Origin of the sequence: Paraburkholderia sp. DD10 (assembly GCF_049177125.1) — a bacterium.
GTDB lineage: Bacteria > Pseudomonadota > Gammaproteobacteria > Burkholderiales > Burkholderiaceae > Paraburkholderia > Paraburkholderia terricola.
The window spans coordinates 872,521-896,701 of record NZ_CP185393.1; the positions used below are offsets into that span (position 1 = coordinate 872,521).

Genomic DNA, 24,181 nt, shown 5'->3' on the forward strand with positions numbered 1-24,181 from the left:
AAGGAGCATCCGCATGCAAATCATTCTTCTGGAAAAAGTCGTCAATCTGGGCAACCTGGGCGATATCGTGAAGGTCAAGGACGGTTACGCACGTAACTTCCTGATCCCGAACAAGCAAGCTCGCCGTGCAACGAAGGAAGCTTTGGCCGAATTCGAAGTGCGCCGCGCCGAACTCGAAAAGACCGCCGCTGAAAAGCTGGCTGCCGCTCAGGCTCAAGGCGAAAAGCTGGCAGGCTCGACGATCCAGATCGGCCAGAAAGCCGGCGTGGACGGCCGTCTGTTCGGCTCGGTGACGAACGCGGACATCGCCGAGGCGCTCGGCAAGCAAGGCTTCGCGGTGGAAAAGGCGCAAGTGCGTCTGCCGGAAGGCCCGCTGAAGATGGTCGGCGACCATCCGGTCCAGATCTCGCTGCACACCGACGTTGTCGTCGATGTGACGGTGTCGGTTCTGGGCGAGCACGTCTAAGCATCGTCTGACATCTGCCAGGACGTTGTGCTGGCAAATGGGATAGGAGGCAGGGGCCGGGTGACCGGCCCCTGCCTTTTTTATGCCCGTTTTCGATGTCTCGAAGTATCGGTTTTTAGATTTCCCTCGGCACGCATTTACCCGATAATTCCTCTCCATGAACGCACCGTCCAAAGATCCCCAACTCGAGTCGCTGAAAGTCCCGCCGCATTCGATCGAGGCCGAGCAATCGGTGCTGGGCGGCCTGCTGCTCGACAACGCGGCTTGGGACCGCATCGCCGATTTCTTGTCGCAGAGTGATTTTTACCGCTACGACCACCGCCTCATTTTCGAGCACATCGGCAAGCTGATCGCAGCGACGCGGCCGGCCGACGTGATTACCGTCTATGAAGCGCTCGGCACCGCGGGTAAAGCCGAGGAGGTCGGCGGTCTCGCGTACCTGAACGCGTTGGCGCAGAACACGCCGAGCGCGGCCAATATTCGCCGTTACGCGGAAATCGTGCGCGATCGCGCCGTGCTGCGCCGGCTCGTATCGGTGGCCGACGAAATCTCGGCCGACGCATTCAACCCCCAGGGTAAGGAAGTCCGGCAATTGCTGGACGAGGCCGAATCGAAGGTGTTTTCGATCGCCGAGGACGGCGCGCGCGGCACGCAGGGTTTCCTCGAAATCGGGCCGCTGCTGACGCAGGTGGTCGAGCGGATCGACACGCTCTATCACACCGCCAATCCGAGCGACGTGACCGGCACGCCAACCGGCTTCGTCGACCTGGACCGCATGACCTCGGGCATGCACGGCGGTGAGCTGATCATCGTCGCGGGTCGTCCGTCGATGGGTAAAACGGCGTTTTCGATGAATATCGGCGAATACGTGGCGGTCGAATACGGCTTGCCGGTCGCGGTGTTCTCGATGGAAATGCCGGGCTCGCAACTCACCATGCGGATGCTGGGTTCGGTCGGCCGGCTGGATCAGCACCGCATGCGAACCGGGCGCCTGACCGACGAGGATTGGCCGAAGCTCACGCACGCCGTGCAGAAAATGAGCGAGGCGCAGATTTTCATCGACGAAACCGGCGGCCTGAACCCGATGGAACTGCGTTCGCGCGCGCGCCGGCTGTCGCGCCAATGCGGCAAACTCGGCCTGATCATCATCGACTATTTGCAACTGATGAGCGGCTCTTCGACCGGCGAAAACCGCGCGACCGAGATTTCCGAAATCTCGCGTTCGCTCAAGAGTCTCGCCAAGGAACTCGACGTGCCCGTGATCGCACTGTCGCAGCTCAACCGCGGTCTCGAGCAGCGCCCGAACAAGCGGCCGATCATGTCGGACCTGCGCGAATCCGGCGCTATCGAGCAGGACGCGGACGTGATCCTGTTCATTTACCGGGACGAGGTTTACAACCCCGACAGTCCCGACAAAGGCACGGCCGAGATCATCATCGGCAAGCAGCGGAACGGTCCGATCGGTCCGGTGCGCCTCACGTTCCACGGCCAATATACGAAGTTCGATAACTTTGCGGGTGCGCAAAATTTCTACGGCGAGTGACGCCCAGGAAGTAAAGCGACAACTCACGCGCCTGTTGTAACGGCGCTTTCACAAGTGCGGCATCCACCCCGGAACGGTACAATATGGCGGTTTTATGTCAGCCATTACGTGACCAATTTCCGGGATCCCAATGTTCGGTCGATTCATGCCCACCGAGGGCAAGTTCTTTGAAATTTTCAATGCGCACGCAAAGTGCATCGTCTCGGCGAGCCACGAACTCGAGCTGCTGATCGACAATCTGCAAGACGCCGAAACCCATAAGCAAAACGTGCAGAAAGCCGAGAAGGCTGCCGACAAGCTCACGCACGAAACCATCGACCTGCTGCACAAGACCTTCATCACGCCGCTCGACCGCGACGAGATCCACAAGCTGATCACCACGATGGACGACATCCTCGATCTGATGGAGGACGTCGCCACCGCCATTTCGCTGTACGACGTGCAGGCGGTGACCTCGGAAGCGAGCCAGCTGGCGCACATTTGCACGGCGACCTCCGAGCGCGTGCAGTTCGCCGTCAGCCTGCTGTCGGACATGAAGCAGGCGAGCCAGATCCTGAAGGCGTGCGAGGAAATCGACCGTCTGGAATCGGAAGCCGACCGCGTGCTGCGCTCGGCCATGTCGAAACTCTTCCGCGAAGAAGACAACGTCAAGACCCTGATCAAGCTGAAAGCGATTTACGAATTGCTCGAAACGATCACGGACAAGTGTGAGGACGTAGCGAACATCATCGAAGGCATCGTGCTGGAAAACGCATAATGCAATCGATACAACTCGCTATCTGGGTCGTCGCCGGCCTGGTCGCCGTCGCACTGATTTTCGACTTCATGAACGGCTTTCACGACGCGGCGAATTCGATCGCCACGGTCGTCTCCACCGGCGTGCTGAAGCCGCAGCAGGCGGTGGCCTTCGCGGCGGCATTCAACGTCGTCGCGTATTTCGTGTTCCATCTCAAAGTGGCGGCGACCGTCGGCAAGGGCACGATCGATCCGAATATCGTCGACCATTACGTGATTTTCGGCGCGCTGGTCGGCGCGATCGGCTGGAACGTCATCACCTGGCATTACGGCATTCCGTCGAGTTCCTCGCATGCGCTGATCGGCGGGCTGGTGGGCGCGGCGCTCGCCAAGTCGGGCTGGGACTCGCTCAATTTCGACGGCCTGATGAAGACGGTGACTTTCATCTTTATCTCGCCGCTGCTCGGTTTCGTGCTGGGATCGTTCTTCATGCTGGCGGTGTCGTGGCTGTATTTCCGCACGCCGCCGAGCAAGGTCGACCGGCGTTTCAGGCGTCTGCAACTGCTGTCCGCGGGCTTATACAGCCTCGGCCACGGCGGCAACGACGCGCAGAAAACCATCGGCATCATCTGGATGCTGCTGATTGCAACCGGCTATGCGTCGTCGATCGCGGAAGCGCCGCCGCTATGGGTGATCGGCGGCTGTTATCTGTCGATGGGCCTCGGCACGCTGTTCGGCGGCTGGCGGATCGTCCGCACAATGGGCCAGAAGATCACCAAGCTCAAGCCGGTCGGCGGGTTTTGCGCGGAGGCGGGTGGGGCGATCACGCTGTTTACCGCCTCGGCACTCGGCATTCCGGTGTCCACCACGCATACGATCACCGGCGCGATCGTCGGTGTCGGCGCCACGCAGAAGCTGAGCGCGGTGCGTTGGGGCGTGGCCGGCAACATCGTCTGGGCGTGGATCTTGACGATTCCGGCTTCCGCTGCCCTTGCCGCAGCCGGCTGGTGGCTCGGCCACCACTTTCTGTAAGCGCGGGGCGGTCTCGCCGCCTTCCGCGCAATTCACATACAGCGCTTTGAAGCGCGCCGTTCAGATCAGCGGCGCGCTGGCTCCGTCCATCGGGACGATCGCGCCTGTCACATAGCTCGCGCGGCGGCTCGCCAGAAACAGCGCGACGTCGGCGATTTCTTCCGGCTTCGCAAAGCGTCCGAGCGGCACTTTCGCCTGGCCGCGCGCGAGCGCCTCCGTGTTCTCGATGCCCTGCTGCGTCGCCTCCAGGTTGACCGCTTCCTCGACGCGTTCGGTCAGCGTGGAGCCGGGGTTGATCGCGTTGATGCGGATGCCGTAGCGCGCGTAATAGTGAGCGAGGCCGACAGTCGCGAGCATCAGCGCGGCATTCGCGGCGCCGCCGGCGATATGGATATCGCTGGGAACCTTGCCGCCCATGCCGATGATGTTGACGATCGTGCCGGGCGCCGCGCCGCTGCCGGTTTTCACGCGCTCGGCCATGCGGCGCAACACTTCCTGCTGCGGATAGATGTAGGGGAAATACTTCGCTTCCATGGTGGCGCGGAACGCGTCGGCGTCGAGCGTTTCCGGGTCATAGCGGCGGGCGGCGCCCGCGCTGTTGATCAGTACGTCGATCGGGCCAACCGCGGCGCTGACTTCCTCGACGATATCGGCGGCGCTGTGCGGCTCGTGCAGATCGGCGCGGGTGCGGTGCACGTGCAGACCCTCCTGTTTCAACTGCTCGTAAGCGCGCGCCAGATTGGCGGGGTCGCGCGAGACGATCGCGACTCTGGCGCCCTCCAGCGCGAATGCACGGGCGCAGGCAAGCCCGATTCCCTTGCTGCCGCCCGTGATCAACACCACCTTGTCTTTGAGCCCGAGGTCCATTGTTACCACCCGCTGTCGGAAGAAATATCGGTGACGATAGCAGATCGGCGCGCGGGGCGTGATGCGTTGGCTCGTGGTGCGGCGCGCTGTGCATGGTGCTCGGCTCTCCTCCGATTGCGGGACGCACAGCCGAACTGAGCAGCCCCTTAGAAGTTGCCGTTAGCGAAACGGGCGATGGGGTCGTCGTTGGTTTGCGAAGGAGCGGGGGTGCCGCGCGAGGCCGTCGAGGCGCGCATGATCTGTACGTCGCCGCCATCGGCACCCGCTTGCTGGGCCTGGCGGGCGGCCACCGAAGCGGGCGGCGGCGGTTCGAACGCATCGGCGGCGGCGTCGATCGGGTCAGGCGTCCGGCTGCCCGATGTCTGCTGGCCAGTGCTTGCGGTGGTCGCCGATTGAGTCGCGGAGCCCCCGGCGGCGTCGTAGACACCGGCTTGAGCCGCGGGAACAGCCGCCGGGGATACCGCGCCTGCCGCTCGCGCCTGGATCTGCGCGGCGCTCATGCCGGGCGGCGGCGGTTCGAACGCGTCAGCTTGCGGCGCTGGCGCTGCTGTCACGACTGCGGCGGCCGATTGAGCGCCCGCGCTCGATGGAGCACGAGACGCCGTCGCGATGCGGCTCGCCTGTTGCGGCGCGGTGGCGCCGGCCGCGTAAGCCGGTGAAGTCTGCGTTGCCTTCGCCGGCGCGGCCGCCGGGCCCGTCGACGCCATCGACTCGCCCGGCACGACGCGCTCGGGCTGCGGCGCCGAGGCTTGATAGTTCGGCGTATCGAACGGGGTCGGTTTCGCGGCCGGCGCGGCCACGCGACGAATACCGTCGAAGCGCTTGGCCCAATACGGATTGGTCAGGTAATCGAGCCGCACGGTGCCGCCCGTCGACGGCGCATTGACGAAGCGCAGCTTGCCGACGTAGATGCCGACGTGCGAGTGCGCGCGCCCCGTCGTATTGAAGAAAATCAGGTCCCCCGGCGCGATTCCGTCCGGCTCGATCGATTCGCCGCGCCCGCTCATGTCGGCGGTGGTCCGCGGCAGATTCACCGATGCGGCGCGCGCGACCACGTAGCGAACCAGGCCGCTGCAATCGAAGCCGCTATCCGGCGTATTGCCGCCCCAACGGTAGGGGATGCCGACGAGACTCATCGCCTGGATCGAGATTTCCTCGCGGCCCACGCTGTGATCGACGAAATTCGGAAAGCCCGGGGGCGGCGCGCGGTAAGCGCCATTCGCGACCGCCACCGACGAACCCGACCCGCGCGACGTCTTCTGCGGCGCGCCGGCACAGGCGGCGAGCAGCACAACGGTCAGCAGCGAAAAGGCGAGTCGGCGCATGAGGACGACCGAGCGGTAAACGCTCGTTTAATGGCAAACGATGTCGGGATGGTAGCCCGCACTGCATGGCTGCGGCAAGAATTCCTGATAAATTACTTGAAGTTCGTGCGCTAAGTGTGGCCAGAACCGAACGCGCGGCGCATGAAAAAGCCGCGTCCGGAATGCTCCGGACGCGGCTTGGATGTCACGCCAATGCGCTGAAACTTAAAGAATTTCCGACGCGTAGTCGGCGAGACGGGAGCGTTCGCCGCGCGCCAGCGTCACGTGGCCGCTGTGCGCCCAGCCCTTGAAGCGGTCGACCACATAGGTCAACCCCGAACTGCCTTCCGTCAGGTAAGGCGTGTCGATCTGCGCGATATTGCCGAGACAGATGATCTTGGTGCCCGGACCCGCGCGCGTGACCAGCGTCTTCATCTGCTTCGGCGTCAGGTTCTGCGCCTCGTCGATGATCAGATACTTGTCCACGAACGTGCGGCCGCGCATGAAGTTCATGCTCTTGACCTTCAGGCGCGAGCGGATCAGTTCCTGAGTCGCGGCGCGGCCCCATTCGCCGGCGGCATCGTCGGTTTTCTGCAGGACTTCGAGGTTGTCGTCGAATGCGCCCATCCACGGCTGCATCTTTTCCTCTTCCGTACCCGGCAGAAAGCCGATGTCTTCGCCGACCGGCACCGTCGCGCGCGTCACGATGATCTCGTTGTAGCGCTTGTCGTCGAGCACCTGCGCGAGACCGGCCGCGAGCGCGACCAGCGTCTTGCCGGTGCCCGCCTGACCCAGCAGCGTGACGAAGTCGATTTCCGGATTCATCAACAGGTTGAGTGCGAAGTTCTGCTCGCGGTTGCGCGCGGTGATGCCCCACACGTTGTTCTTATGATGACCGTAATCGCGCAGGGTCTGCAGCAGCGCCGTCTTGCCGTTCAGTTCGCGCACCAGCGCATGAAACGTCGGCTCGCCGTTCTGCGGTTCCAGATAAACGAACTCGTTGACCAGCATCGAGGCGCACAGCGGCCCCGTCACACGGTAATAGGTGGTGCCGGTTTTCGTGTCCTGCCAGCTCTCCATGCCCTTCGCGTGCCTGGTCCAGAAATCCTGCGGCAGCGCACGGATGCCGGAGTACAGCAGATCGCTGTCCTCGAGCACCTGGTCGTTGAAGTAATCCTCGGCGGGCAGGCCGAGCGCATGCGCCTTGATGCGCATGTTGATGTCTTTCGACACCAGCACGACCTGACGGTCCATCCGGTCGCGCTGCAACGCTCGCACGACGCCGAGAATCTGATTGTCGGCCTTGCCTTCCGGCAGGCCTTCGACCGGCTCGATGGCGGTGAGCTTGGTCTGGAAATACAGACGCCCGGACGCCTCGCGGCTGCCCAGACGCGCCAGCGAAATGCCGTCGGACATGTTGCCGGCGTTCGCCACCAGCGCGTCCAGCGTGCGGCTCACCTGGCGAGCGTTGCGCGCGACTTCCGACATGCCCTTTTTGTGGTTGTCGAGCTCTTCCAACGTCATCATCGGCAGATAGACGTCGTGCTCCTCGAAACGGAACAGGCAGCTTGGATCGTGCATCAGCACGTTCGTGTCGAGCACGAAGAGCTTCTGCATTTCGAGCGTGCCGGTGGCGGCGCCGCGCTTCTTGCCGGTGCCGCGCGTGCCTGGCGCCGTGACGGCGGGCGCGCTCGCGGCAGGCTGTTTCGCGCTCGGCGCGCGCGCGACGACCGGCTGTGCTTCGGCCGCGGGTGCAGCCGGCTCCGCCTGCGGACGAGCGGCGGGAACCGGTTGCAGCAACGCGGCCTTCTGCCGCGATTTCCGGCCGGGCGCCGGCGCGGCTTGCGCGGCTGCGGCGGACGAAGCAGGGGCAGCCGGCGACGCCGGCACGGGCCGCAAGGTGGTCGCGGCATTGGCGGCATGCGCCATCGGCGTGGCGACATTGGCGCGGCCGTAATCGGCCGGCTCCGCGTTGTCCCCGTCGCCAGCCTGTTTCTTCGCGGCGGAGCGCGCCGGCGTGGCGGCCTTGGCCTTGTATTCGTCAGGCGGCAGGAGATTGCCGAGCTTGCTGGGGGGGGTAGGCAAAGGCATGGTTTCCCTCGAAAAAGTCGGGTCACATATCGTGCGCCGCCTGTCGCATTCTGCCGGTGCGCGTGAGTGCGCACGCAGTTTGCGCCCGGAGGCGCGCATTCGGTCTAGAGATGCCGGTTCGCCTGGTCTTCGATCGGCTCCTTAACGGAAACGCGCGGCCGAGTGAACGAACGGCCGCGCGCAATTAAAAAAGCCGCCGCCCCGGCGTACGGGGCAAGCGGCTCGCCTACGGTCATCGCGTTGCGCCTCACGACTTCGACAAGACCACTGTCAAGTCCGGCACAGCCGCGGAAGGAATGGGGTGGACAGGCACTCATTGCGGCCCAATATAACGCGCCTCACAGCGCTTGTACAGCTTCCAGAATGTCGTCGACATGCCCTGGCACCTTCACGCCGCGCCACTCCTGGCGCAGCACGCCTTCAGCGTCGATCAGGAACGTCGAGCGCTCGATTCCCCGTACTTCCTTGCCATACATTTTCTTCATTTTGATGACGTTGAAGAGCGCGCACAGCGTTTCTTCAGGGTCCGAGATCAGCGGGAAGGGCAGTTCGAGCTTGGCCTTGAAGTTGTCATGCGAGCGCAGGCTGTCGCGCGACACGCCGAGAATTTCGGCGCCGGCCTTCTTGAACTTCGGATACAGATCGCGGAATTGCAGACCTTCGGTCGTGCAGCCCGGCGTGTTGTCCTTCGGATAAAAATACAGCACCACCTTCTTGCCCCGCAGCTTGGACAGCGTGATCTCGCCGCCGGTAGCGGGGGCGGTGAAGTCGGGGATGGGTTGGTCGACTGCGATGGGCACGAGGTTCTCCGGTTGTTATGGCCGGCGCCGAATGGATGATTGCTGGCGGCGTCGGCCTGGCATCGATGCTTGTGGGGGAAAGTGAACCGCGGCGCGGGCACGTTTTCGCGCGGCGCTCAGGGTCGTCGGAGCCGGCTGCTGGTCGGCCAGTCAGGAGGGCTGGACGATCAACTCGCCGGAGCGGCCTGGAATTTCGCCCCACGTGACAGGGTACGTGGGCAGCGTGCCGCGGTCTAGCGTGGCGTGGTAATCACCCATGGTCGCAAAGGTATGGCCTTGCGCGCGCCAGCCGTCCAGCAGCTGCTCGAAAATCGGGGCGAGCTTTTGCCCTTCGAGTTCCGCGTGCAGCGTGAACACCTGATCGTGCGGATTGTTCTCGGTATGCTTCAACATCCATGCGGCGACGTTGTGCTCGTCGACGCCGTCCACGCCGAGCACTTCGTCGAGCGTGGGCAGCGTGGTGGGCATCTGCACGTGTGCAAGCGTCTTGCCGCCCACCACCGGCAGATACGGCGAATGGCCGCGACCGTCGGACGCGTAGCGCATGCCCCAGGCGTCGATCTGTTCGAATGCGTGGCCGTTCATCTGCCAGCCGGCCGCGCCGTGCGTGACGGGCGGCGTGCCGAACACCTCGATGAAACGGTCGTGGCTTTTCTGCATTTGCGCCGCGGTCCACGCGCGGTCTTTCGAACGCACGTTGTCCTGCCAGTACACGTGATCCCACGTATGAATGCCGCATTCGAAGCCGGCTTCATGAATCGCGCGCATTTCCGCCGACGCCCGCGCGCCGATGTCGGGACCGGGCAGCAGCACGCCGTACATCAGTTGCCGGATGCCGTAGTGCTCGACCACCGAGGTGCGCGACACCTTCTTCAGAAAGCCCGGCCGCAACACGCGGCGCATCGCCCAACCGGTGTGATCGGGCCCGAGGCTGAAGAGGAACGTGGCGCGCGCCTTGAAGCGGTCGAAGATGCGCGCGAGATTCGGCACGCCTTCGCGAGTGCCGCGCAGCGTGTCGACGTCGATCTTCAGGACGATACGAGCCAAGGATCGGCCTTATTGCTGTTCGACGAGCGCGCGTGCTTCCGCGACGTGGCCGCGATACGCTTCGAAAATCTTGCGCAGCGCTTCGTCGAAGGTCGACTTGGGCGCCCAGTTGAGTTCCTGCATCGTGTTGTCGATCTTCGGCACGCGGTTCTGCACGTCCTGGTAGCCCGCGCCGTAGTACGCGCCCGACGATGTCTCGACCAGTTGCACTTTCTTCGCGGTCTCGGCGTACTCCGGGAATTCGGCGGCCAGCGTCAGCATCTTGTGCGCGAGCTCGCGCACGGAGAAGTTGTTGGTCGGGTTGCCGATGTTGTAGATCTTGCCCGTCGCCACCCGGTTCTTGTTCTCGATGATCTTCATCAGCGCGCCGATGCCGTCGTCGATATCCGTGAACGCGCGCTTTTGCGCGCCGCCGTCCACGAGACTGATGTTCTCGCCGCGCACGATATGGCCGAGGAACTGCGTGACCACGCGCGAGCTGCCTTCCTTCGGCGTGTAGATCGAGTCGAGTCCCGGGCCGATCCAGTTGAACGGACGGAACAGCGTGAAGTTGAGGCCCTCCATGCCGTAACCCCAGATCACGCGGTCCATCAACTGCTTCGAGCACGCGTAGATCCAGCGCGGCTTGTTGATCGGGCCATACGACAGTTGCGATTCTTCGGGATCGAACTGCTCGTCCGCGCACATGCCGTAGACCTCGGACGTGGACGGAAACACGAGGTGCTTGCCGTACTTGACGGCCGAACGCACGATCGGCAGGTTCGCCTCGAAATCGAGCTCGAACACGCGCAGCGGCTGCTTCACGTAGGTGGCGGGCGTGGCGATCGCGACCAGCGGCAGGATCACATCGCACTTCTTGATGTGATACTCGACCCACTCCTTGTTGATCGTGATGTCGCCTTCGAAGAAGTGCATCCGCTCATGATTGAGGAGGTCGCCCAGACGCTCGGTTTGCATGTCCATCCCGAAGACTTCCCAATCGGTGGTTTCGAGAATGCGTTTGGACAGGTGATGGCCGATGAAGCCGTTCACACCCAGAATCAGGACTTTTTTGGCGAAACCTTCGGTTTTCATGAGTGACGGGGAGTTTGGATGAGCTGGGCGAATTCGGCCGGCGTGAGAACGGTTTCGTGGCCGTCGTGCTGGTGCCGCAATTCGTGGATGGCGATTGCGCGACCGTCGCCGCATATCGCGAAAACGGCATTATCGCTTACGTGCAGGCCAGGGGGCAAATCCGAGCGGAGCGCGCCCGGCACGGCCAGACGCGCGCGAGCGACGATGAAACGCCGCCCGCCGAGGTCGGTGAAAGCGCCGGGATAGGGCGGCGCGACCGCGCGGATCAGGTTGTAGACCTGCTGCGCGGGCTGCGTCCAGTCGATGCGGCCGTCTTCCGGCTTGCGTCCGCCGTAATAACTGCCTTGCGACAGATCGTTCGGCAGATGCGGCGCTTCCCCCGCCAGCAGCGCCGGCAGTACACGCCACAGCGTTTGCTCGGCGGCGACCGTGACCTTGTCGAATACTTGCGCGGCGGTGTCGTCGGGCAGGATCGGCACGGGCGTTTGCGCAATGATCGCGCCGGCGTCGGGCTTCGCGGCCATTTCATGCAGCGTCGCGCCGGTCTCGGTTTCACCGTGGATCACCGCCCAGTTGGTCGGCACGCGGCCGCGGTATTTCGGCAACAGCGAGCCGTGCATGTTGTAGGCGCCGCGCGCGGCGAGCGCGAGCAGGTCGACCGGCAACATGTGGCGATAGTAGAACGAGAAGATGAAGTCCGGCCGCGCGGCGCTCACCGCGGCGCGCAGTTCCGGGCTCTTCGGATCCGCCGGCGTCACGACCGGAATGCCGTGCTCGGCCGCCACCGTTGCGACGCTGCCGAACCAGATGTTTTCGCTCGGGCTGTCTTCGTGCGTGACGACCAGCGCCACTTCGACGCCGCGCGCGAGCAGCACCTGCAGGCAGCGCACGCCGACGTTGTGATACGCGAATACGACGGCGCGCGGTTTCATGGATTGGGTCCCTGATTGACTGGCGCCGATTGCACGGCCTGCACGACCGTTTGACGCGGCGCCTCGCTCACGGCGGCGCCGTCGCGCTGCTCGAGAATGGTCTGCACCAGATAGCGCGGACGCGCGCGCACCTGCTGATAGATCCGGCCGATGTATTCGCCGAGCAGCCCCAGCGCGAAGATGATCACGCCGAGCAGGAAGAAGGTGATGGCGAACAGCGTGAACACACCTTGCACTTCCGCGCCGATGATGAAGCGGCGAATCAGCAGCAGCACGAAGAGCGCCGCGGACCCGAGCGACAGGATCACGCCGATGAACGACAGCCACTGCAGCGGCACCACCGAAAAGCCGGTGACGAGGTCGAAATTCAGGCGGATCAGCGAATACAGCGAGTACTTCGATTCGCCGGCGAAACGCTCTTCGTGCGCGACTTCGATTTCCACCGGATTCTGCGCGAAGGTATACGCGAGCGCCGGAATGAACGTGTTGATCTCGCCGCAGCGATTGATCGTGTCGATGATGTGACGGCTGTACGCGCGCAGCATGCAGCCCTGGTCGGTCATCTTGATGCGCGTGATGCGCTCGCGCAGGCGGTTCATCGCGCGCGAGGCCTTGCGGCGCCACAAACTGTCCTGGCGTTGCAGGCGAATCGTGCCGACGTAGTCGAAGCCTTCGCGCATCTTGTTGACCAGCTTGCCGATTTCCTCGGGCGGGTTTTGCAAGTCGGCGTCGAGCGTGATGACGATCTCGCCGCGCGACTGCTCGAAGCCCGCCAGAATCGCCATGTGCTGACCGTAGTTGCCGTTCAGCAGGATCACGCGGCTCGTGTCGGGCCGCGCGCGGAACTGCTCGGCGAGGAGAGCAGCGGATTTGTCGCGGCTGCCGTCGTTGATGAAGATCACTTCATACGACGTGCCGAGCGCATCGAGCGCCGGGTAGAGGCGCGCGAATAGCGCGGCCAGCCCGGCTTCCTCGTTGTACACCGGAATGATGATCGACACTTCCGGCGTGACGGCGCGTTGTTCCGTATAAATCATTTCCGCTTATTTTCCGTATTGTTCGCAAATTTCATTGACCGCGCGGCAGACCCGCGCCACGTCGCCTTCGTTCATCAGCGTGAAGAGCGGCAGCGTGACGTTGGTCGCGCCGAAGCGCTCCGCGTGCGGGAACATCCCTTCCTTGAAGCCGCGCGCCCGGTACAGCGAGAACAGGTGGATCGCCGGATAGTGCACGCCCGAGCCGATGCCGCGCTCCTTCAACTGTCCCATGAAACCGGCGCGGTCGATCGAGAGTTGGTCGAGCGGCAGCGTGATCTGGAACATGTGCCAGTTGCTGTTCTCGAAGTCCGCGAACGGCAGGCCGACGCCGAGCTTGACCGCCGCGCCGCCTTCGAACCCGGCGAAATACGCGCGGACGAGTTTGCGGCGCTGCGCGAGAAAGCGCTCCAGATGCGGCAACTGCCCGAGGCCGACGCGCGCGGCGACGTCGGTCAGGTTGTACTTGCCGCCCAGCACGTCGCAATCCATGCCGTCGAAGCCGGTGCGGGTGATGCCTTGCAGACGGTACTTTTGCGCGAGGACCGCTTCTTCCTCGTTGTTCAGCACGAGCGCGCCGCCTTCGATGGTGGTCAGGTTCTTGTTCGCGTGAAAGCTGAACGAGACCATGTCGCCGAGCTTGCCGATGCGCTCGCCTTTCCACGTCGAGCCGAATGCCTGGGCCGCGTCCTCGACCACGCGCAGCTTGTGGGCGCGCGCGATGCCGTAGAGGCGGTCCATGTCGACCGGCAGGCCCGACAGATACACCGGAATGATCGCCTTGGTGCGCGGCGTGATGGCCTTTTCCAGCAGATCGAGGTCGATGTTGCGCGTGATCGGATCGATGTCGGCGAACACCGGCGTCGCGCCGGTTTCGTAGATCACGTTGCTGGTCGAGACCCACGAGGCGGGCGTGGTGATGACTTCGTCGCCTTCGCCCACGCCGGCGATGCGCAGCCCGATTTCGAGCGTCGCCGTGCCCGAGTTGAACGTGCGCACCGGACGGCCGCCGCAAAATTCGGAAAGCGCCGCCTCGAACTTCTGATTCTGCGGACCGGTGGTGATCCAGCCGGAGCGGAGCACGTCGGCGACGCCCTGGATCGTTTCTTCATCGATCTCGGGTTTGACGAACGGCAGGAACGGGAGTGTTGACTGGGTCATGAATGCATGGCTCGATGAAAGGGCGCAGCCTGAAAACGCGAAAAGCACGACTGCGCAAATCCAGGGTGGCGGCTAAAAAGGGCGGTAACCGCACAGCATAACGCGGTCAACCTTACATTTTTCTTGGCCGGCGTGACGCCCGGCTTACGGTATTTTGTGCCACGCATTCCCGCCACGGCAGCGCCGCGAGTTCGCGGAGCCCGGCCGGGCCGCGTTGCCGGCAACCTAGCTGCGCGCCAGCACCACCACACCGATCAGAATGATGCCGATGCCCACCAGCTTTTGCACCGACATCACCTCGCCGAACAGATACCACGCCGCGAACGCGTTGACGACGTAGCCGAGCGACAGCATCGGATAGGCGATCGACACGTCCACCCGCGACAGTCCCACCACCCAGACGACCACGCTGATCACATAGCAGGCGAGCCCGCCGATGATCGGCGGCTGGGTCGCGAGACGAAAGGCGATGGGCAGGATGTTCGCACGGCTGAATTCGAAGTGTCCAACGGCATTGGTTCCGGCTTTGAGCAGCAATTGCGCGCCGGCGTTCAACGTCACGCCGGCAAGGATGCAAAAGAGGGAAATCGGGTTCATCGAACGGTCTGATCCTGATATGGGGTCATTGTTGCGGTTTTTCCACCGGCGCCGCGGCATTCGGCGCCGGGGTGGGCGCCGCTCCAGCGGACGCCGCCGGCGGCTTCGCCACCACCACCCGGCGCGAATCGCGGGCGATCACCTGCATCGGCAGGCCTTGCTTCAGAAGCCGGTCGTAGATCGGCGGCGGGATCAGCGCGAGCGCGTAGCGCTCGGCCTTCCAGCGCTCGATCCAGGCGTCGATCGACGGCAGCCACTTGTGCGGCTCGACGGATATCCCGAACGCCAGTTCGTCGGGATGCTCGACCATGATCGTGGTGTGCCCGATGTAGAACGGCAACGTGTGATCGAGCACGCCGACCGAATAGAACGGCGTATCCGCCGGCAACTTCGCCATCTCGGCCTTGATCGCGGGCGCGAGCTGCGCGCCGGAACTCAGCCGGCCGAACACGTCGTGACCGGTGCCGGCGATCGTGCCGAGCAACAGCCACGCCGTGGCGAAGGTCACGATCGTGCCAAGGCTGCCGGCCCGGCTGCGGCGGTTCAGCCACAGCGCGGCGAGCGTCAGCACGAACGCGACGGCGAGCGCCGCCAGCACCCAGCCGCGGTATTCGGCGTACAGCTCGGCCGGATTGCGCTCGCTGCCGAAGCGCGACAAAAACAGCGCGGCAAACGCGGCCGCCACAAGAAAGAGCGCATAGCCGGCCAGATGGCGGCGCAACTGGTCACGCGTGACGAGCGGCAGATACATGCCGATCACCAGCGCGATCGGCGGGGCGATCGGCAGCGTGTAGGACAGCAGTTTGGAATGCGACGCGCTGAAGAACAGGAAGATGAACGCTGTCCACACCAGCATCATCGTCACCGGGGCGAAGCCGTTCGGCTGGCGCGGCAGGCGCCATGCGTGGCGCACGCTCTGCACCGTGATCGAAAGCCACGGCAGAAAGCCCACCAGCAGCACCGGCACGAAGTAGTAGAAGGCTCCGGGGCGGTTCTGTTCGGGCGTCAGGTAGCGCCTGAACTGCTGAACGATGAAAAAGAAGTTGAGGAATTCCGGATTGCGCTGCTGCACCAGCACGAACCACGGCGCGACGATCGCGAAGAACACGATCAGGCCGCCGATCAGGTGCAGGCGCTTCCACATCGCCCAGTCGCGGGCGATCAGCGTATACAGCACGAGCACCGCGCCCGGCAGGATCACGCCGACAAGACCCTTGGAGAGCACGGCGAGCGCCATCGCGCCCCAGCAGACCCACATCCATGCCCGCGTGTGGGCGGTCGGCAGATTGGGGCGCTGCGCGAGCAGCAGCGCGCACAGCGTCAGCTCCATCCAGAACGACAGGCCCATGTCGAGCGTGTTGAAGTGGCCCATCAGGTTCCAGTACGGCGAAGTCGCCAGCACGATCGCCGCGAACACGCCGGTCGCCGCGTTGAACACCCGCGCGCCGGTGAAGCCGATCAGCAGCACGCCGGCGAAGCCGGTCAGCGCGGTATAGAGCCGCGCCTGCCATTCGCCGACGCCGAACCACGCGAACGTGAGCGCGTTCATCCAGGTTTGCAGCGGCGGCTTCTCGAAGTATTTGTAGCCGTTGTAGCGCGGCGTGATCCAGTCGCCGGTGACGAACATCTCGCGCGCCATTTCGGCGTAGCGGCCTTCGTCGCTCGGCAGCAGATGGCGCCAGCCGAGCGGCACGAACCAGATCACGGCGAGGGTCAGCACCAGCAGCAGGATCGTGGTGCGATTGAGCGCTAGCCTCGACGGCGTATCGTTCATGGAATCTCAACCTTTTTGGCGACGCCGCATGCGCGGCGACGCGATGTTGTTTGGAAATGGCGATCGGCGATGCCGGGGCCGACTGTCCGCGAGACGGCTGCGGGAGCGGCTGCATGAAGCGCCGCGGGCCGCCTGGGCGGCTCGCCGGCTACCGGAGAAGCGCTGGGTTCCCGCGGCGGTCAGCGCCTCATCGGCTGTGCCAGTGCACGGCGCTCACGCGGGTCAGGGCCCTGCTCTGGGCGCCGGCACGCCACCGATGGCGCAGCAGTGTACGTTATCGGCCGTGACGCGGCCAGGGCGACGAGGCCGTTCGGCCGCCCGGAACGCGTTGGATATCGCGCATGGCGGCGCGTGCCGGCATCACGATGCCACGAACGACGAGGCGCTGACGCAGGCGTCGCTAAGCTTCGATCAGCAACGCCGCCGCGACTTTGCGGCCTTCGGCCATCAGGATGTTGTAGGTGCGGCAGGCGGCCTTGAAGTCCATCGTTTCCACGCCGATGCGTTTGGCGGTCAGCGCGGCGGTCAGGCGCGGATGCGGGAAGCGCAGCCGCTCGCCGCTGCCGAACACCACCACTTCGGGCGCGGAATCCACCAGCATGGCGAAGTGCTCGGCGCTCAACTGGTCGAACGAGGACACGGGCCAGGGGATGACAGGCGCCTCCGGCAGCACGAGAAGGCTGCCCGAATGGCGCACCAGATTGATTTCGACATAGTCGGCGCCGTAACCGGTGACGGTGTTGAGGGCGCCGCTTGCGTCCTGATGTAATTTCAAATCGGTTTTCCGAAGTCGTCGTGAGACATCATGCGTGTTAGCGGCCTGACCGGACGCAGCCGGGCGAGGGCGAGTCGACGCGAATGGAAGATGCGAACGTGACAGAAGCGGCCGAAAAGCCTTGCCGTTGCGCCTGGCGCATTGCGGAAGTCGGCCCAAATCCGCTAAATTATAACTTTTTAGCCGCCTGGCGGCGCCCCCGCTCAAGTGCCGTCTCAGGCGCCGTCACAAGCTGCGCTGAGCACACGGGCGCGGCCAACCGGCTACCTGCCTCGGTTTTTGCTCCGCTGTTCGTCCGTATTTCGTCGGGTTCTCGTCTGTTTGCCGGTGTTTTGCCGGTGTTTTGCCGGCGCATCGGCGCAACCCCCGCGGGCGCCACCCGGCCGAAAAGGCGGCCGATCCGCGTCTGACGGTCGTCGCCGGGCGCGCCGCGCCCGACGTCCCATATCGGCGAACTTGCCCGGCCCGGCGTCGCCGCCTCCGCTTGTTCGCCCCCAGGCTCATTAACCAGGATGAAGTGCCCGCCGTGAAACCGATTCTCAAATCCAACAAGTTGTTGAATGTCTGCTACGACATTCGCGGGCCCGTCCTCGAACATGCGAAGCGGCTCGAAGAAGAGGGCCACCGCATCATCAAGCTGAACATCGGCAATCTCGCGCCGTTCGGCTTCGAGGCGCCCGATGAAATCATTCAGGACATGATCCTGAACCTGCCGGGCTCGTCCGGCTATTCGGACTCCAAGGGTGTGTTCGCCGCGCGCAAGGCGATCATGCATTACACGCAGCAAAAGGGCGTGCACGGCGTCGAGCTGGACGACATCTACATCGGCAACGGCGCCTCCGAACTGATCGTGATGGCGCTGCAGGGGCTGCTGAACGACGGCGACGAAGTGCTGCTGCCCGCGCCCGACTATCCGCTGTGGACCGCCGGCGTGAGCCTGTCGGGCGGCACGCCGGTGCATTACATCTGCGACGAGTCGAACGGCTGGATGCCCGACCTCGACGACATCCGCGCGAAGATCACGCCGAACACGCGCGCGCTCGTCGTCATCAACCCGAACAACCCCACCGGCGCGCTGTATTCGGACGAACTGCTGCTCGGCCTGATCGAGATCGCCCGCCAGCACGGCCTCGTCATCTTCGCCGACGAGGTCTACGACAAGATCGTCTACGACGGCAAGGTGCATACGTCGGTCGCGGCGCTCTCCGAAGACGTGCTCACCGTCACGTTCAACAGCCTCTCGAAGAGCTACCGCTCCTGCGGCTACCGCGCCGGCTGGATGTTCATCTCGGGCCTGACCGGCGAGAACCGCCGCCACGCGAAAGACTACTTCGAAGGGCTCGGCATTCTCGCGTCCATGCGCCTGTGCCCGAACGTGCCCGGCCAGTACGCGATCCAGACCGCGCTCGGCGGCTATCAGAGCATCAACGACCTGATCGTGCCGAGCGGGCGCCTGTACAAACAGCGCCAACTCGCGTATGACATGTTGACGGCGATTCCCGGCGTGAGCTGCGTAAAGCCCGAAGCCGCGCTGTACATGTTCCCGCGCCTCGACCCGAAGATCTATCCGATCCAGGACGACCAGCAGTTCATCCTCGATCTTCTGCTGGAAGAGCGCGTGCTGCTCGTGCAGGGCACCGGCTTCAACTGGAAAACGCCGGATCACTTCCGCGTCGTGTTCCTGCCGAACGTCGACGATCTCGCGGACTCGATCAACCGGATCGCGCGCTTTCTCGACGGTTACCGCAAACGTCACACGGCCTAGCGCACAATAATGCGCATGGCGCGCCGCGCCGGCACCCGTTTCCTTTTAATCACCTACTCGAAAACACACGCTGCATGGAACCGATCAAAGTTGGACTGCTGGGCTTCGGCACGGTAGGCAGCGGCACCTTCACGGTACTGCGCCGCAATCAGGAAGAAATCAAACGCCGCGCGGGCCGCGGCATCGAGATCGCGCGCATTGCCGTGCGCAATCCCGCCAAGGCGAGCGCGGCGCTCGGCGGCGCGGCCGGCACGGTGGCGTTGACCGACGACTTCAACGCGGTGGTGGACGATCCCTCGATCGCCATCGTGGCGGAAATGATCGGCGGCACGGGCGTCGCGCGCGACCTCGTGCTGCGCGCGATCAACAACGGCAAGCACGTGGTCACGGCCAACAAGGCGCTGCTCGCGGTGCACGGCACGGAGATTTTCGAGGCGGCGCGCGCCAACGGCGTGATGGTGGCGTTCGAGGCGGCGGTGGCGGGCGGCATTCCGATCATCAAGGCGCTGCGCGAAGGGCTCACGGCCAATCGCATCCAATACATCGCGGGCATCATCAACGGCACGACGAATTACATCCTCTCGGAAATGCGCGACCGCGGCCTCGACTTCGCGACCGCGCTGAAGGCCGCGCAGGAACTGGGCTATGCCGAAGCCGATCCGACCTTCGACATCGAAGGCGTGGACGCCGCGCACAAGGCGACGATCATGAGCGCGATCGCGTTCGGCGTGCCCGTGCAGTTCGACAAGGCTTATGTGGAAGGCATCAGCAAGCTCGCCGCGATCGACATCAAATACGCCGAGGAACTCGGCTACCGCATCAAGCTGCTCGGCATCGCGCGCCGCACGGATAAAGGCATCGAATTGCGCGTGCATCCCACGCTGATTCCCGAGAAGCGTCTGCTGGCGAATGTGGAGGGCGCGATGAACGCGGTCGTCGTGCATGGCGATGCGGTCGGCGCGACGCTCTATTACGGCAAGGGCGCGGGCGCGGAGCCGACGGCGTCCGCGGTGGTTGCCGATCTGGTCGACGTGACGCGCCTGCACACGGCGGACCCCGAGCATCGCGTGCCGCATCTGGCGTTCCAGCCGGACAGCCTGTCGAGCACCCCGATCCTGCCGATCGACGAAGTGACGAGCGGCTACTACCTGCGCCTGCGGGTCGCGGACGTGACCGGCGTGCTGGCCGACATCACGCGCATTCTCGCCGACACGGGCATTTCGATCGACGCGCTGCTGCAGAAGGAATCGGAGCAGGTCGACGCGAACGGCAAGGGCGAAACCGACATCATCCTGATCACGCACGAGACGGTCGAAAAGAACGTCAACGCCGCGATCAAGACCATCGAAGCGTTGAAGACCGTCGTCTCCCAAGTCACGAAGCTGCGCATGGAAGCGCTGAACTAGGCCGAACTATGAACTACCTCTCTACGCGCGGCGCCGGAGCCGGCGAGCGCCATACCTTTTCCGACATCCTGCTGGGCGGTCTCGCGAAAGACGGCGGCCTGTACCTGCCCGCCGAATACCCGCGCGTGACCGGCGACGAACTCACGCGCTGGCGTACGCTGCCGTATGCCGATCTCGCGTTCGAGATCCTGTCGAAATTCAGCGACGACATTCCCGCCGAAGACCTGCGCGCGCTCACGCGCAAGACGTACACGGGCGAAACGTACTGCCACGTGCGTGACGACGAAAGCGCCGCGCAGATCACGCCGTTGAAGACGCTCGGCGTTGAGAACGGTGCGCCGCTGTCGCTGCTGGAACTGTCGAACGGTCCGACGCTCGCGTTCAAGGACATGGCGATGCAGTTGATCGGCAACCTGTTCGAGTACGCGTTGGCGAAGCACGGCGAGACGCTGAACATTCTCGGCGCGACCTCGGGCGACACCGGCAGCGCCGCTGAATACGCGATGCGCGGCAAGCAGGGCATTCGCGTGTTCATGCTGTCGCCGCATAAGAAAATGAGCGCGTTCCAGACCGCGCAGATGTACAGCCTGCAAGACCCGAACATCTTCAACCTCGCGGTCGAAGGCGTGTTCGACGATTGCCAGGACATCGTGAAAGCGGTCTCGAACGATCATGCGTTCAAGGCGAAGTACAAGATCGGCACGGTCAACTCGATCAACTGGGCGCGCGTCGTCGCGCAAGTCGTGTACTACTTCAAGGGCTACTTTGCCGCGACGAAGTCGAACGACGAACGCGTGTCGTTCACGGTGCCGTCGGGCAATTTCGGCAACGTCTGCGCGGGTCACATCGCGCGCATGATGGGTTTGCCGATCGAAAAGCTGGTGGTCGCCACGAACGAAAACGACGTGCTCGACGAATTCTTCCGCACCGGTATCTACCGCGTGCGCAAGGCGGTGGAGACGTATCACACCAGCAGCCCGAGCATGGATATTTCGAAGGCGTCGAACTTCGAGCGCTTCGTGTTCGATCTGCTGGGCCGCGATCCGGCGCGCGTGCTGCAACTGTTCCGCGACGTCGAGGAGAAGGGTGGTTTCGACCTCGCGGCGAGCGGCGACTTCGCGCGCGTGAAGGAATTCGGGTTCGTCTCCGGCCGCAGCAGCCACGACGATCGCGTGGAAGCGATCCGCGACGTGTTCGAGCGTTACGACACGATGATCGACACCCACACGGCCGACGGCCTGAAGGTGGCGCGCGAGCATTTGCAGCCGGGCATTCCGATGATCGTGCTGGAAACCGCGCAGCCGATCAAGTTCGGCGAGACGATCCGCGAAGCGCTGCTGCGCGAGCCGGAGCGTCCGGCCGCGTTCTCGGGTCTGGAGGCGCTGCCGCAGCGTTTCGAGGTGTTGCCGGCGGACGCGCAGCGCGTGAAGGACTACATCGTGGCGAACACGGGCGAGTAAGCACCGGCGAGCGTGAGCTTCGCGGCTCACGCAGCTTCGTCCGATGCAGGCACGGCGCTCGTCGCGAATCGTCGCGGCGGACGCCGACCACCGAACAACCCCGCCATCGCGCCAAGGCGCCCATGCCGCCGCCATCGACCGCTACAATATTCTTTTCACCCGCGGCTTCGAAACCACCGATGTCCACCACCACGCCCCGCGCGCCGATGCTCGCCACCGCCGAAGCGTTGGCGACCTTGCTTGGCGCCGCCAGCCCGATCGCGGGCACCGAGACGATCCCCACGCTCGAAGCGCTCAACCGCGTGCTGTCCGCCGACGTCACCTCGCCGCTGGACGTGCCGCCGATGAACACCAGCGCAATGGACGGCTACGCGGTCCATGCCGCGGATCTGACGGCGCACGGCAACCGCCGCTTGCCGGTGTCCCAACGCATCCCGGCCGGGCACGCGCCACAGCCGTTAAAACAGGGCACGGCGGCGCGCATCTTCACGGGCGCAACGGTGCCGCCGGGCGCCGACGCCATCGTGATGCAGGAACAGGCTGAAGCCGCCGGCGAGGAAGTCACGCTCCTGCACAGCCCCCAACCCGGCGAATGGATCACGGCTCAAGGCGCGGACATCCGCAGCGGTTCCATCATTCTCCCGGCAGGCACGCGGCTCACGCCGCAGGCCTTGGGGCTCGCGGCGTCGGTAGGCTGCGCCGAACTCCAGGTGCGCCGCCGCGTGAAGGTCGCTGTTTTTTTCACCGGCGACGAGCTCACCATGCCGGGCGAGCCGCTCAAGCCGGGCGCGATCTACAACTCGAATCGCTTCACGCTGCGCGCGTTGCTGGAAAAGCTAGGCTGTGAAGTGACCGACTACGGCATCGTCGCGGATCGGCTCGACGCCACGCGGGCCACGCTGCGCGAAGCCGCGCAGGCGCACGACCTCATTCTGACCTGCGGCGGCGTGTCGGTCGGCGAGGAAGATCACGTGAAGCCGGCTGTCGAGGCGGAAGGGCGCCTTGCGATGTGGCAGATCGCGATGAAGCCGGGCAAGCCGCTCGCGTTCGGCGCGGTGCGCCGGGTGGCGGGACAGGCGCCGGAGAATGCGGGCGGGTTGGCTCGGACTCAGGCTTCGGTTTCCGCTTCGGCTTCAGCTTCGGCTTCGGCGCAAACGCCGGCATCGGCTTCAGCGGAAACCTTTTTCATCGGCTTGCCCGGCAACCCGGTCTCCAGCTTCGTCACGTTCCTGCTGTTCGTGCGGCCGTTCATCCTGCATCTGGCCGGCGTGCGGACGGTCACGCCACGAGCGCTGACATTGCGCGCCGATTTCACGCAGAGCAAGGCCGACCGCCGCAACGAGTTCCTGCGGGCCCGCATCAATCAAGCCGGCGGCCTCGATCTGTTTCCGAATCAAAGCTCGGCCGTGCTGACTTCGACCGTCTGGGGCGACGGCCTGATCGACAATCCGCCGAACCACGCGATCAGCGCCGGCGAGACCGTGCGCTTCATCCCCTTTTCCGAATTGCTGAACTGAGGCCGGCAAAAAGCCGGCGGTATCCGATGAAGATTCAACTCCGCTATTTTGCGAGCGTGCGCGAAGCGCTCGACACGGCCGACGAAACGGTCGATGTGCCCGACGGCATCGCGACCGTCGGCGACGTGCGCGCGTGGTTGCGCGCGCGCGGCGGCATCTGGGCCGACACGCTCGCCGAAGGCCGCGCGCTGCGAATGGCCTGCAACCACGTGATGACCGGCGCCGCCACGCGTATCACCGAGGGCTGCGAAGTCGCGTTCTTTCCGCCCGTCACCGGCGGCTGACGCGCCGGAACGCCGCTCACCGCATAGGAGCCAGAGATGCCCGTTCGAGTCCAGACGGAAGATTTCGACCTCAGCGCCGAGGTCGCCGCGTTGCGCGCGCGCAATCCGAAGGTCGGCGCGGTCGCATGTTTCGTCGGCACGGTGCGCGATCTGAACGACGGCAGCGCGGTCGAAACGATGGAACTGGAGCATTACCCCGGCATGACGGAGAAGTCGCTGGAAGCGATCGTCGTGAGCGCACGCGAGCGTTGGCCGGGCATCGAGGTGCTGATCGTGCATCGCGTCGGCAAGCTTTATCCGCTCGATCAGATCGTGCTGGTGGCGACCACCGCAGCGCATCGCGGGGACGCCTTCGCGTCGTGCGAATTCGTGATGGACTATCTGAAGACCCAGGCGCCGTTCTGGAAGAAAGAGAAGACCGAGGCCGGCGAGCGCTGGGTCGACGCCCGCGTGACCGACGACGCCGCGCTGGCCCGCTGGGGCCTCGAATCGGGCAATCAGGCCGAGGATTGAACCC

At 64.5% G+C, this 24,181-nt stretch carries 22 protein-coding genes; 10 read left to right on the forward strand and 12 right to left on the reverse strand.

All coding sequences use genetic code 11. From position 1 onward, the window contains the following. Nucleotides 1-13 precede the first annotated feature (13 nt). From rplI to ACOCG7_RS19420, 4 genes are all read left to right on the forward strand, one after another. Complete coding sequence (gene rplI, locus ACOCG7_RS19405; protein WP_073426822.1) at nucleotides 14-466, forward strand: 50S ribosomal protein L9; 453 nt, start codon at nucleotides 14-16, stop codon at nucleotides 464-466. 157 nt (nucleotides 467-623) lie between these two features. Then, nucleotides 624-2,009: a replicative DNA helicase gene (locus ACOCG7_RS19410; protein WP_073426821.1), complete on the forward strand. Its 1,386-nt coding sequence runs from the start codon at nucleotides 624-626 to the stop codon at nucleotides 2,007-2,009. Nucleotides 2,010-2,139: 130 nt separating this feature from the next. Next, nucleotides 2,140-2,766 (forward strand): DUF47 domain-containing protein, encoded by a 627-nt coding sequence (locus ACOCG7_RS19415; RefSeq protein ID WP_073426820.1) that lies wholly within the window; start codon nucleotides 2,140-2,142, stop codon nucleotides 2,764-2,766. Then, the gene (locus ACOCG7_RS19420; RefSeq protein WP_073426819.1) at nucleotides 2,766-3,776 is read left to right on the forward strand and encodes an inorganic phosphate transporter; all 1,011 of its coding nucleotides are present in this window, start codon (nucleotides 2,766-2,768) and stop codon (nucleotides 3,774-3,776) included. The genes ACOCG7_RS19415 and ACOCG7_RS19420 overlap by 1 nt, the downstream gene beginning before the upstream one ends. 60 nt (nucleotides 3,777-3,836) lie before the next feature. Here ACOCG7_RS19420 and ACOCG7_RS19425 read toward each other — a convergent pair whose 3' ends face one another. The 12 genes from ACOCG7_RS19425 to ACOCG7_RS19480 form a co-directional block, all read right to left on the reverse strand. Then, a complete protein-coding gene (locus tag ACOCG7_RS19425) occupies nucleotides 3,837-4,643 on the reverse strand; it encodes an SDR family oxidoreductase (protein WP_073426818.1) in 807 nt (268 codons plus the stop codon). A gap of 146 nt (nucleotides 4,644-4,789) precedes the next feature. Continuing rightward, complete coding sequence (locus ACOCG7_RS19430; RefSeq protein WP_073426817.1) at nucleotides 4,790-5,968, reverse strand: NlpC/P60 family protein; 1,179 nt, start codon at nucleotides 5,966-5,968, stop codon at nucleotides 4,790-4,792. A gap of 204 nt (nucleotides 5,969-6,172) precedes the next feature. Beyond that, nucleotides 6,173-8,038 (reverse strand): PhoH family protein, encoded by a 1,866-nt coding sequence (locus ACOCG7_RS19435; RefSeq protein ID WP_244744209.1) that lies wholly within the window; start codon nucleotides 8,036-8,038, stop codon nucleotides 6,173-6,175. 338 nt (nucleotides 8,039-8,376) lie between these two features. Beyond that, complete coding sequence (locus tag ACOCG7_RS19440) at nucleotides 8,377-8,838, reverse strand: peroxiredoxin (protein ID WP_073426815.1); 462 nt, start codon at nucleotides 8,836-8,838, stop codon at nucleotides 8,377-8,379. 150 nt (nucleotides 8,839-8,988) lie between these two features. Continuing rightward, the gene (locus ACOCG7_RS19445) at nucleotides 8,989-9,885 is read right to left on the reverse strand and encodes a polysaccharide deacetylase family protein (RefSeq protein ID WP_073426814.1); all 897 of its coding nucleotides are present in this window, start codon (nucleotides 9,883-9,885) and stop codon (nucleotides 8,989-8,991) included. A 9-nt stretch (nucleotides 9,886-9,894) separates the two neighbouring features. Further along, the gene (locus tag ACOCG7_RS19450; RefSeq protein WP_073426813.1) at nucleotides 9,895-10,959 is read right to left on the reverse strand and encodes a bifunctional UDP-4-keto-pentose/UDP-xylose synthase; all 1,065 of its coding nucleotides are present in this window, start codon (nucleotides 10,957-10,959) and stop codon (nucleotides 9,895-9,897) included. After that, nucleotides 10,956-11,891, reverse strand: coding sequence for a formyltransferase (locus tag ACOCG7_RS19455; protein WP_083083589.1), 936 nt, complete (start codon nucleotides 11,889-11,891; stop codon nucleotides 10,956-10,958). Before ACOCG7_RS19455 ends, ACOCG7_RS19450 begins: the two co-directional genes overlap by 4 nt. Then, a complete protein-coding gene (locus ACOCG7_RS19460) occupies nucleotides 11,888-12,928 on the reverse strand; it encodes a glycosyltransferase (protein ID WP_073426811.1) in 1,041 nt (346 codons plus the stop codon). The genes ACOCG7_RS19455 and ACOCG7_RS19460 overlap by 4 nt, the downstream gene beginning before the upstream one ends. A 6-nt stretch (nucleotides 12,929-12,934) precedes the next feature. Further along, on the reverse strand, nucleotides 12,935-14,086 hold the full coding sequence (locus tag ACOCG7_RS19465) for a DegT/DnrJ/EryC1/StrS family aminotransferase (RefSeq protein ID WP_073426810.1): 1,152 nt from the start codon (nucleotides 14,084-14,086) through the stop codon (nucleotides 12,935-12,937). Between the two features lie 225 nt (nucleotides 14,087-14,311). Beyond that, a complete protein-coding gene (locus tag ACOCG7_RS19470) occupies nucleotides 14,312-14,683 on the reverse strand; it encodes an SMR family transporter (RefSeq protein WP_073426809.1) in 372 nt (123 codons plus the stop codon). 25 nt (nucleotides 14,684-14,708) lie between these two features. Next, nucleotides 14,709-16,457 carry a glycosyltransferase family 39 protein gene (locus ACOCG7_RS19475; protein ID WP_083083590.1) on the reverse strand — a complete coding sequence of 583 codons (1,749 nt, stop codon included), beginning with the start codon at nucleotides 16,455-16,457 and terminating at the stop codon, nucleotides 14,709-14,711. Between the two features lie 400 nt (nucleotides 16,458-16,857). Further along, complete coding sequence (locus ACOCG7_RS19480; protein WP_083083591.1) at nucleotides 16,858-17,232, reverse strand: Mth938-like domain-containing protein; 375 nt, start codon at nucleotides 17,230-17,232, stop codon at nucleotides 16,858-16,860. Between the two features lie 517 nt (nucleotides 17,233-17,749). On the opposite strand from ACOCG7_RS19480, the gene ACOCG7_RS19485 reads away from it, so the two are divergent. The 6 genes from ACOCG7_RS19485 (at nucleotide 17,750) to moaE (ending at nucleotide 24,177) form a co-directional block, all read left to right on the forward strand. After that, nucleotides 17,750-18,997 (forward strand): pyridoxal phosphate-dependent aminotransferase, encoded by a 1,248-nt coding sequence (locus ACOCG7_RS19485; protein ID WP_073426806.1) that lies wholly within the window; start codon nucleotides 17,750-17,752, stop codon nucleotides 18,995-18,997. 74 nt (nucleotides 18,998-19,071) lie between these two features. Continuing rightward, nucleotides 19,072-20,403, forward strand: a complete 1,332-nt coding sequence (locus ACOCG7_RS19490) for a homoserine dehydrogenase (RefSeq protein WP_073426805.1) — start codon at nucleotides 19,072-19,074, stop codon at nucleotides 20,401-20,403. An 8-nt stretch (nucleotides 20,404-20,411) separates the two neighbouring features. Beyond that, nucleotides 20,412-21,863, forward strand: coding sequence for a threonine synthase (thrC, locus tag ACOCG7_RS19495; RefSeq protein WP_073426804.1), 1,452 nt, complete (start codon nucleotides 20,412-20,414; stop codon nucleotides 21,861-21,863). Between the two features lie 179 nt (nucleotides 21,864-22,042). Beyond that, the gene (locus ACOCG7_RS19500) at nucleotides 22,043-23,380 is read left to right on the forward strand and encodes a molybdopterin molybdotransferase MoeA (RefSeq protein ID WP_235004785.1); all 1,338 of its coding nucleotides are present in this window, start codon (nucleotides 22,043-22,045) and stop codon (nucleotides 23,378-23,380) included. Nucleotides 23,381-23,406: 26 nt separating this feature from the next. Further along, nucleotides 23,407-23,664, forward strand: a complete 258-nt coding sequence (gene moaD / locus ACOCG7_RS19505) for a molybdopterin converting factor subunit 1 (protein WP_073426803.1) — start codon at nucleotides 23,407-23,409, stop codon at nucleotides 23,662-23,664. A gap of 36 nt (nucleotides 23,665-23,700) precedes the next feature. Continuing rightward, a complete protein-coding gene (gene moaE / locus ACOCG7_RS19510; RefSeq protein WP_073426802.1) occupies nucleotides 23,701-24,177 on the forward strand; it encodes a molybdopterin synthase catalytic subunit MoaE in 477 nt (158 codons plus the stop codon). Nucleotides 24,178-24,181 lie beyond the last annotated feature (4 nt).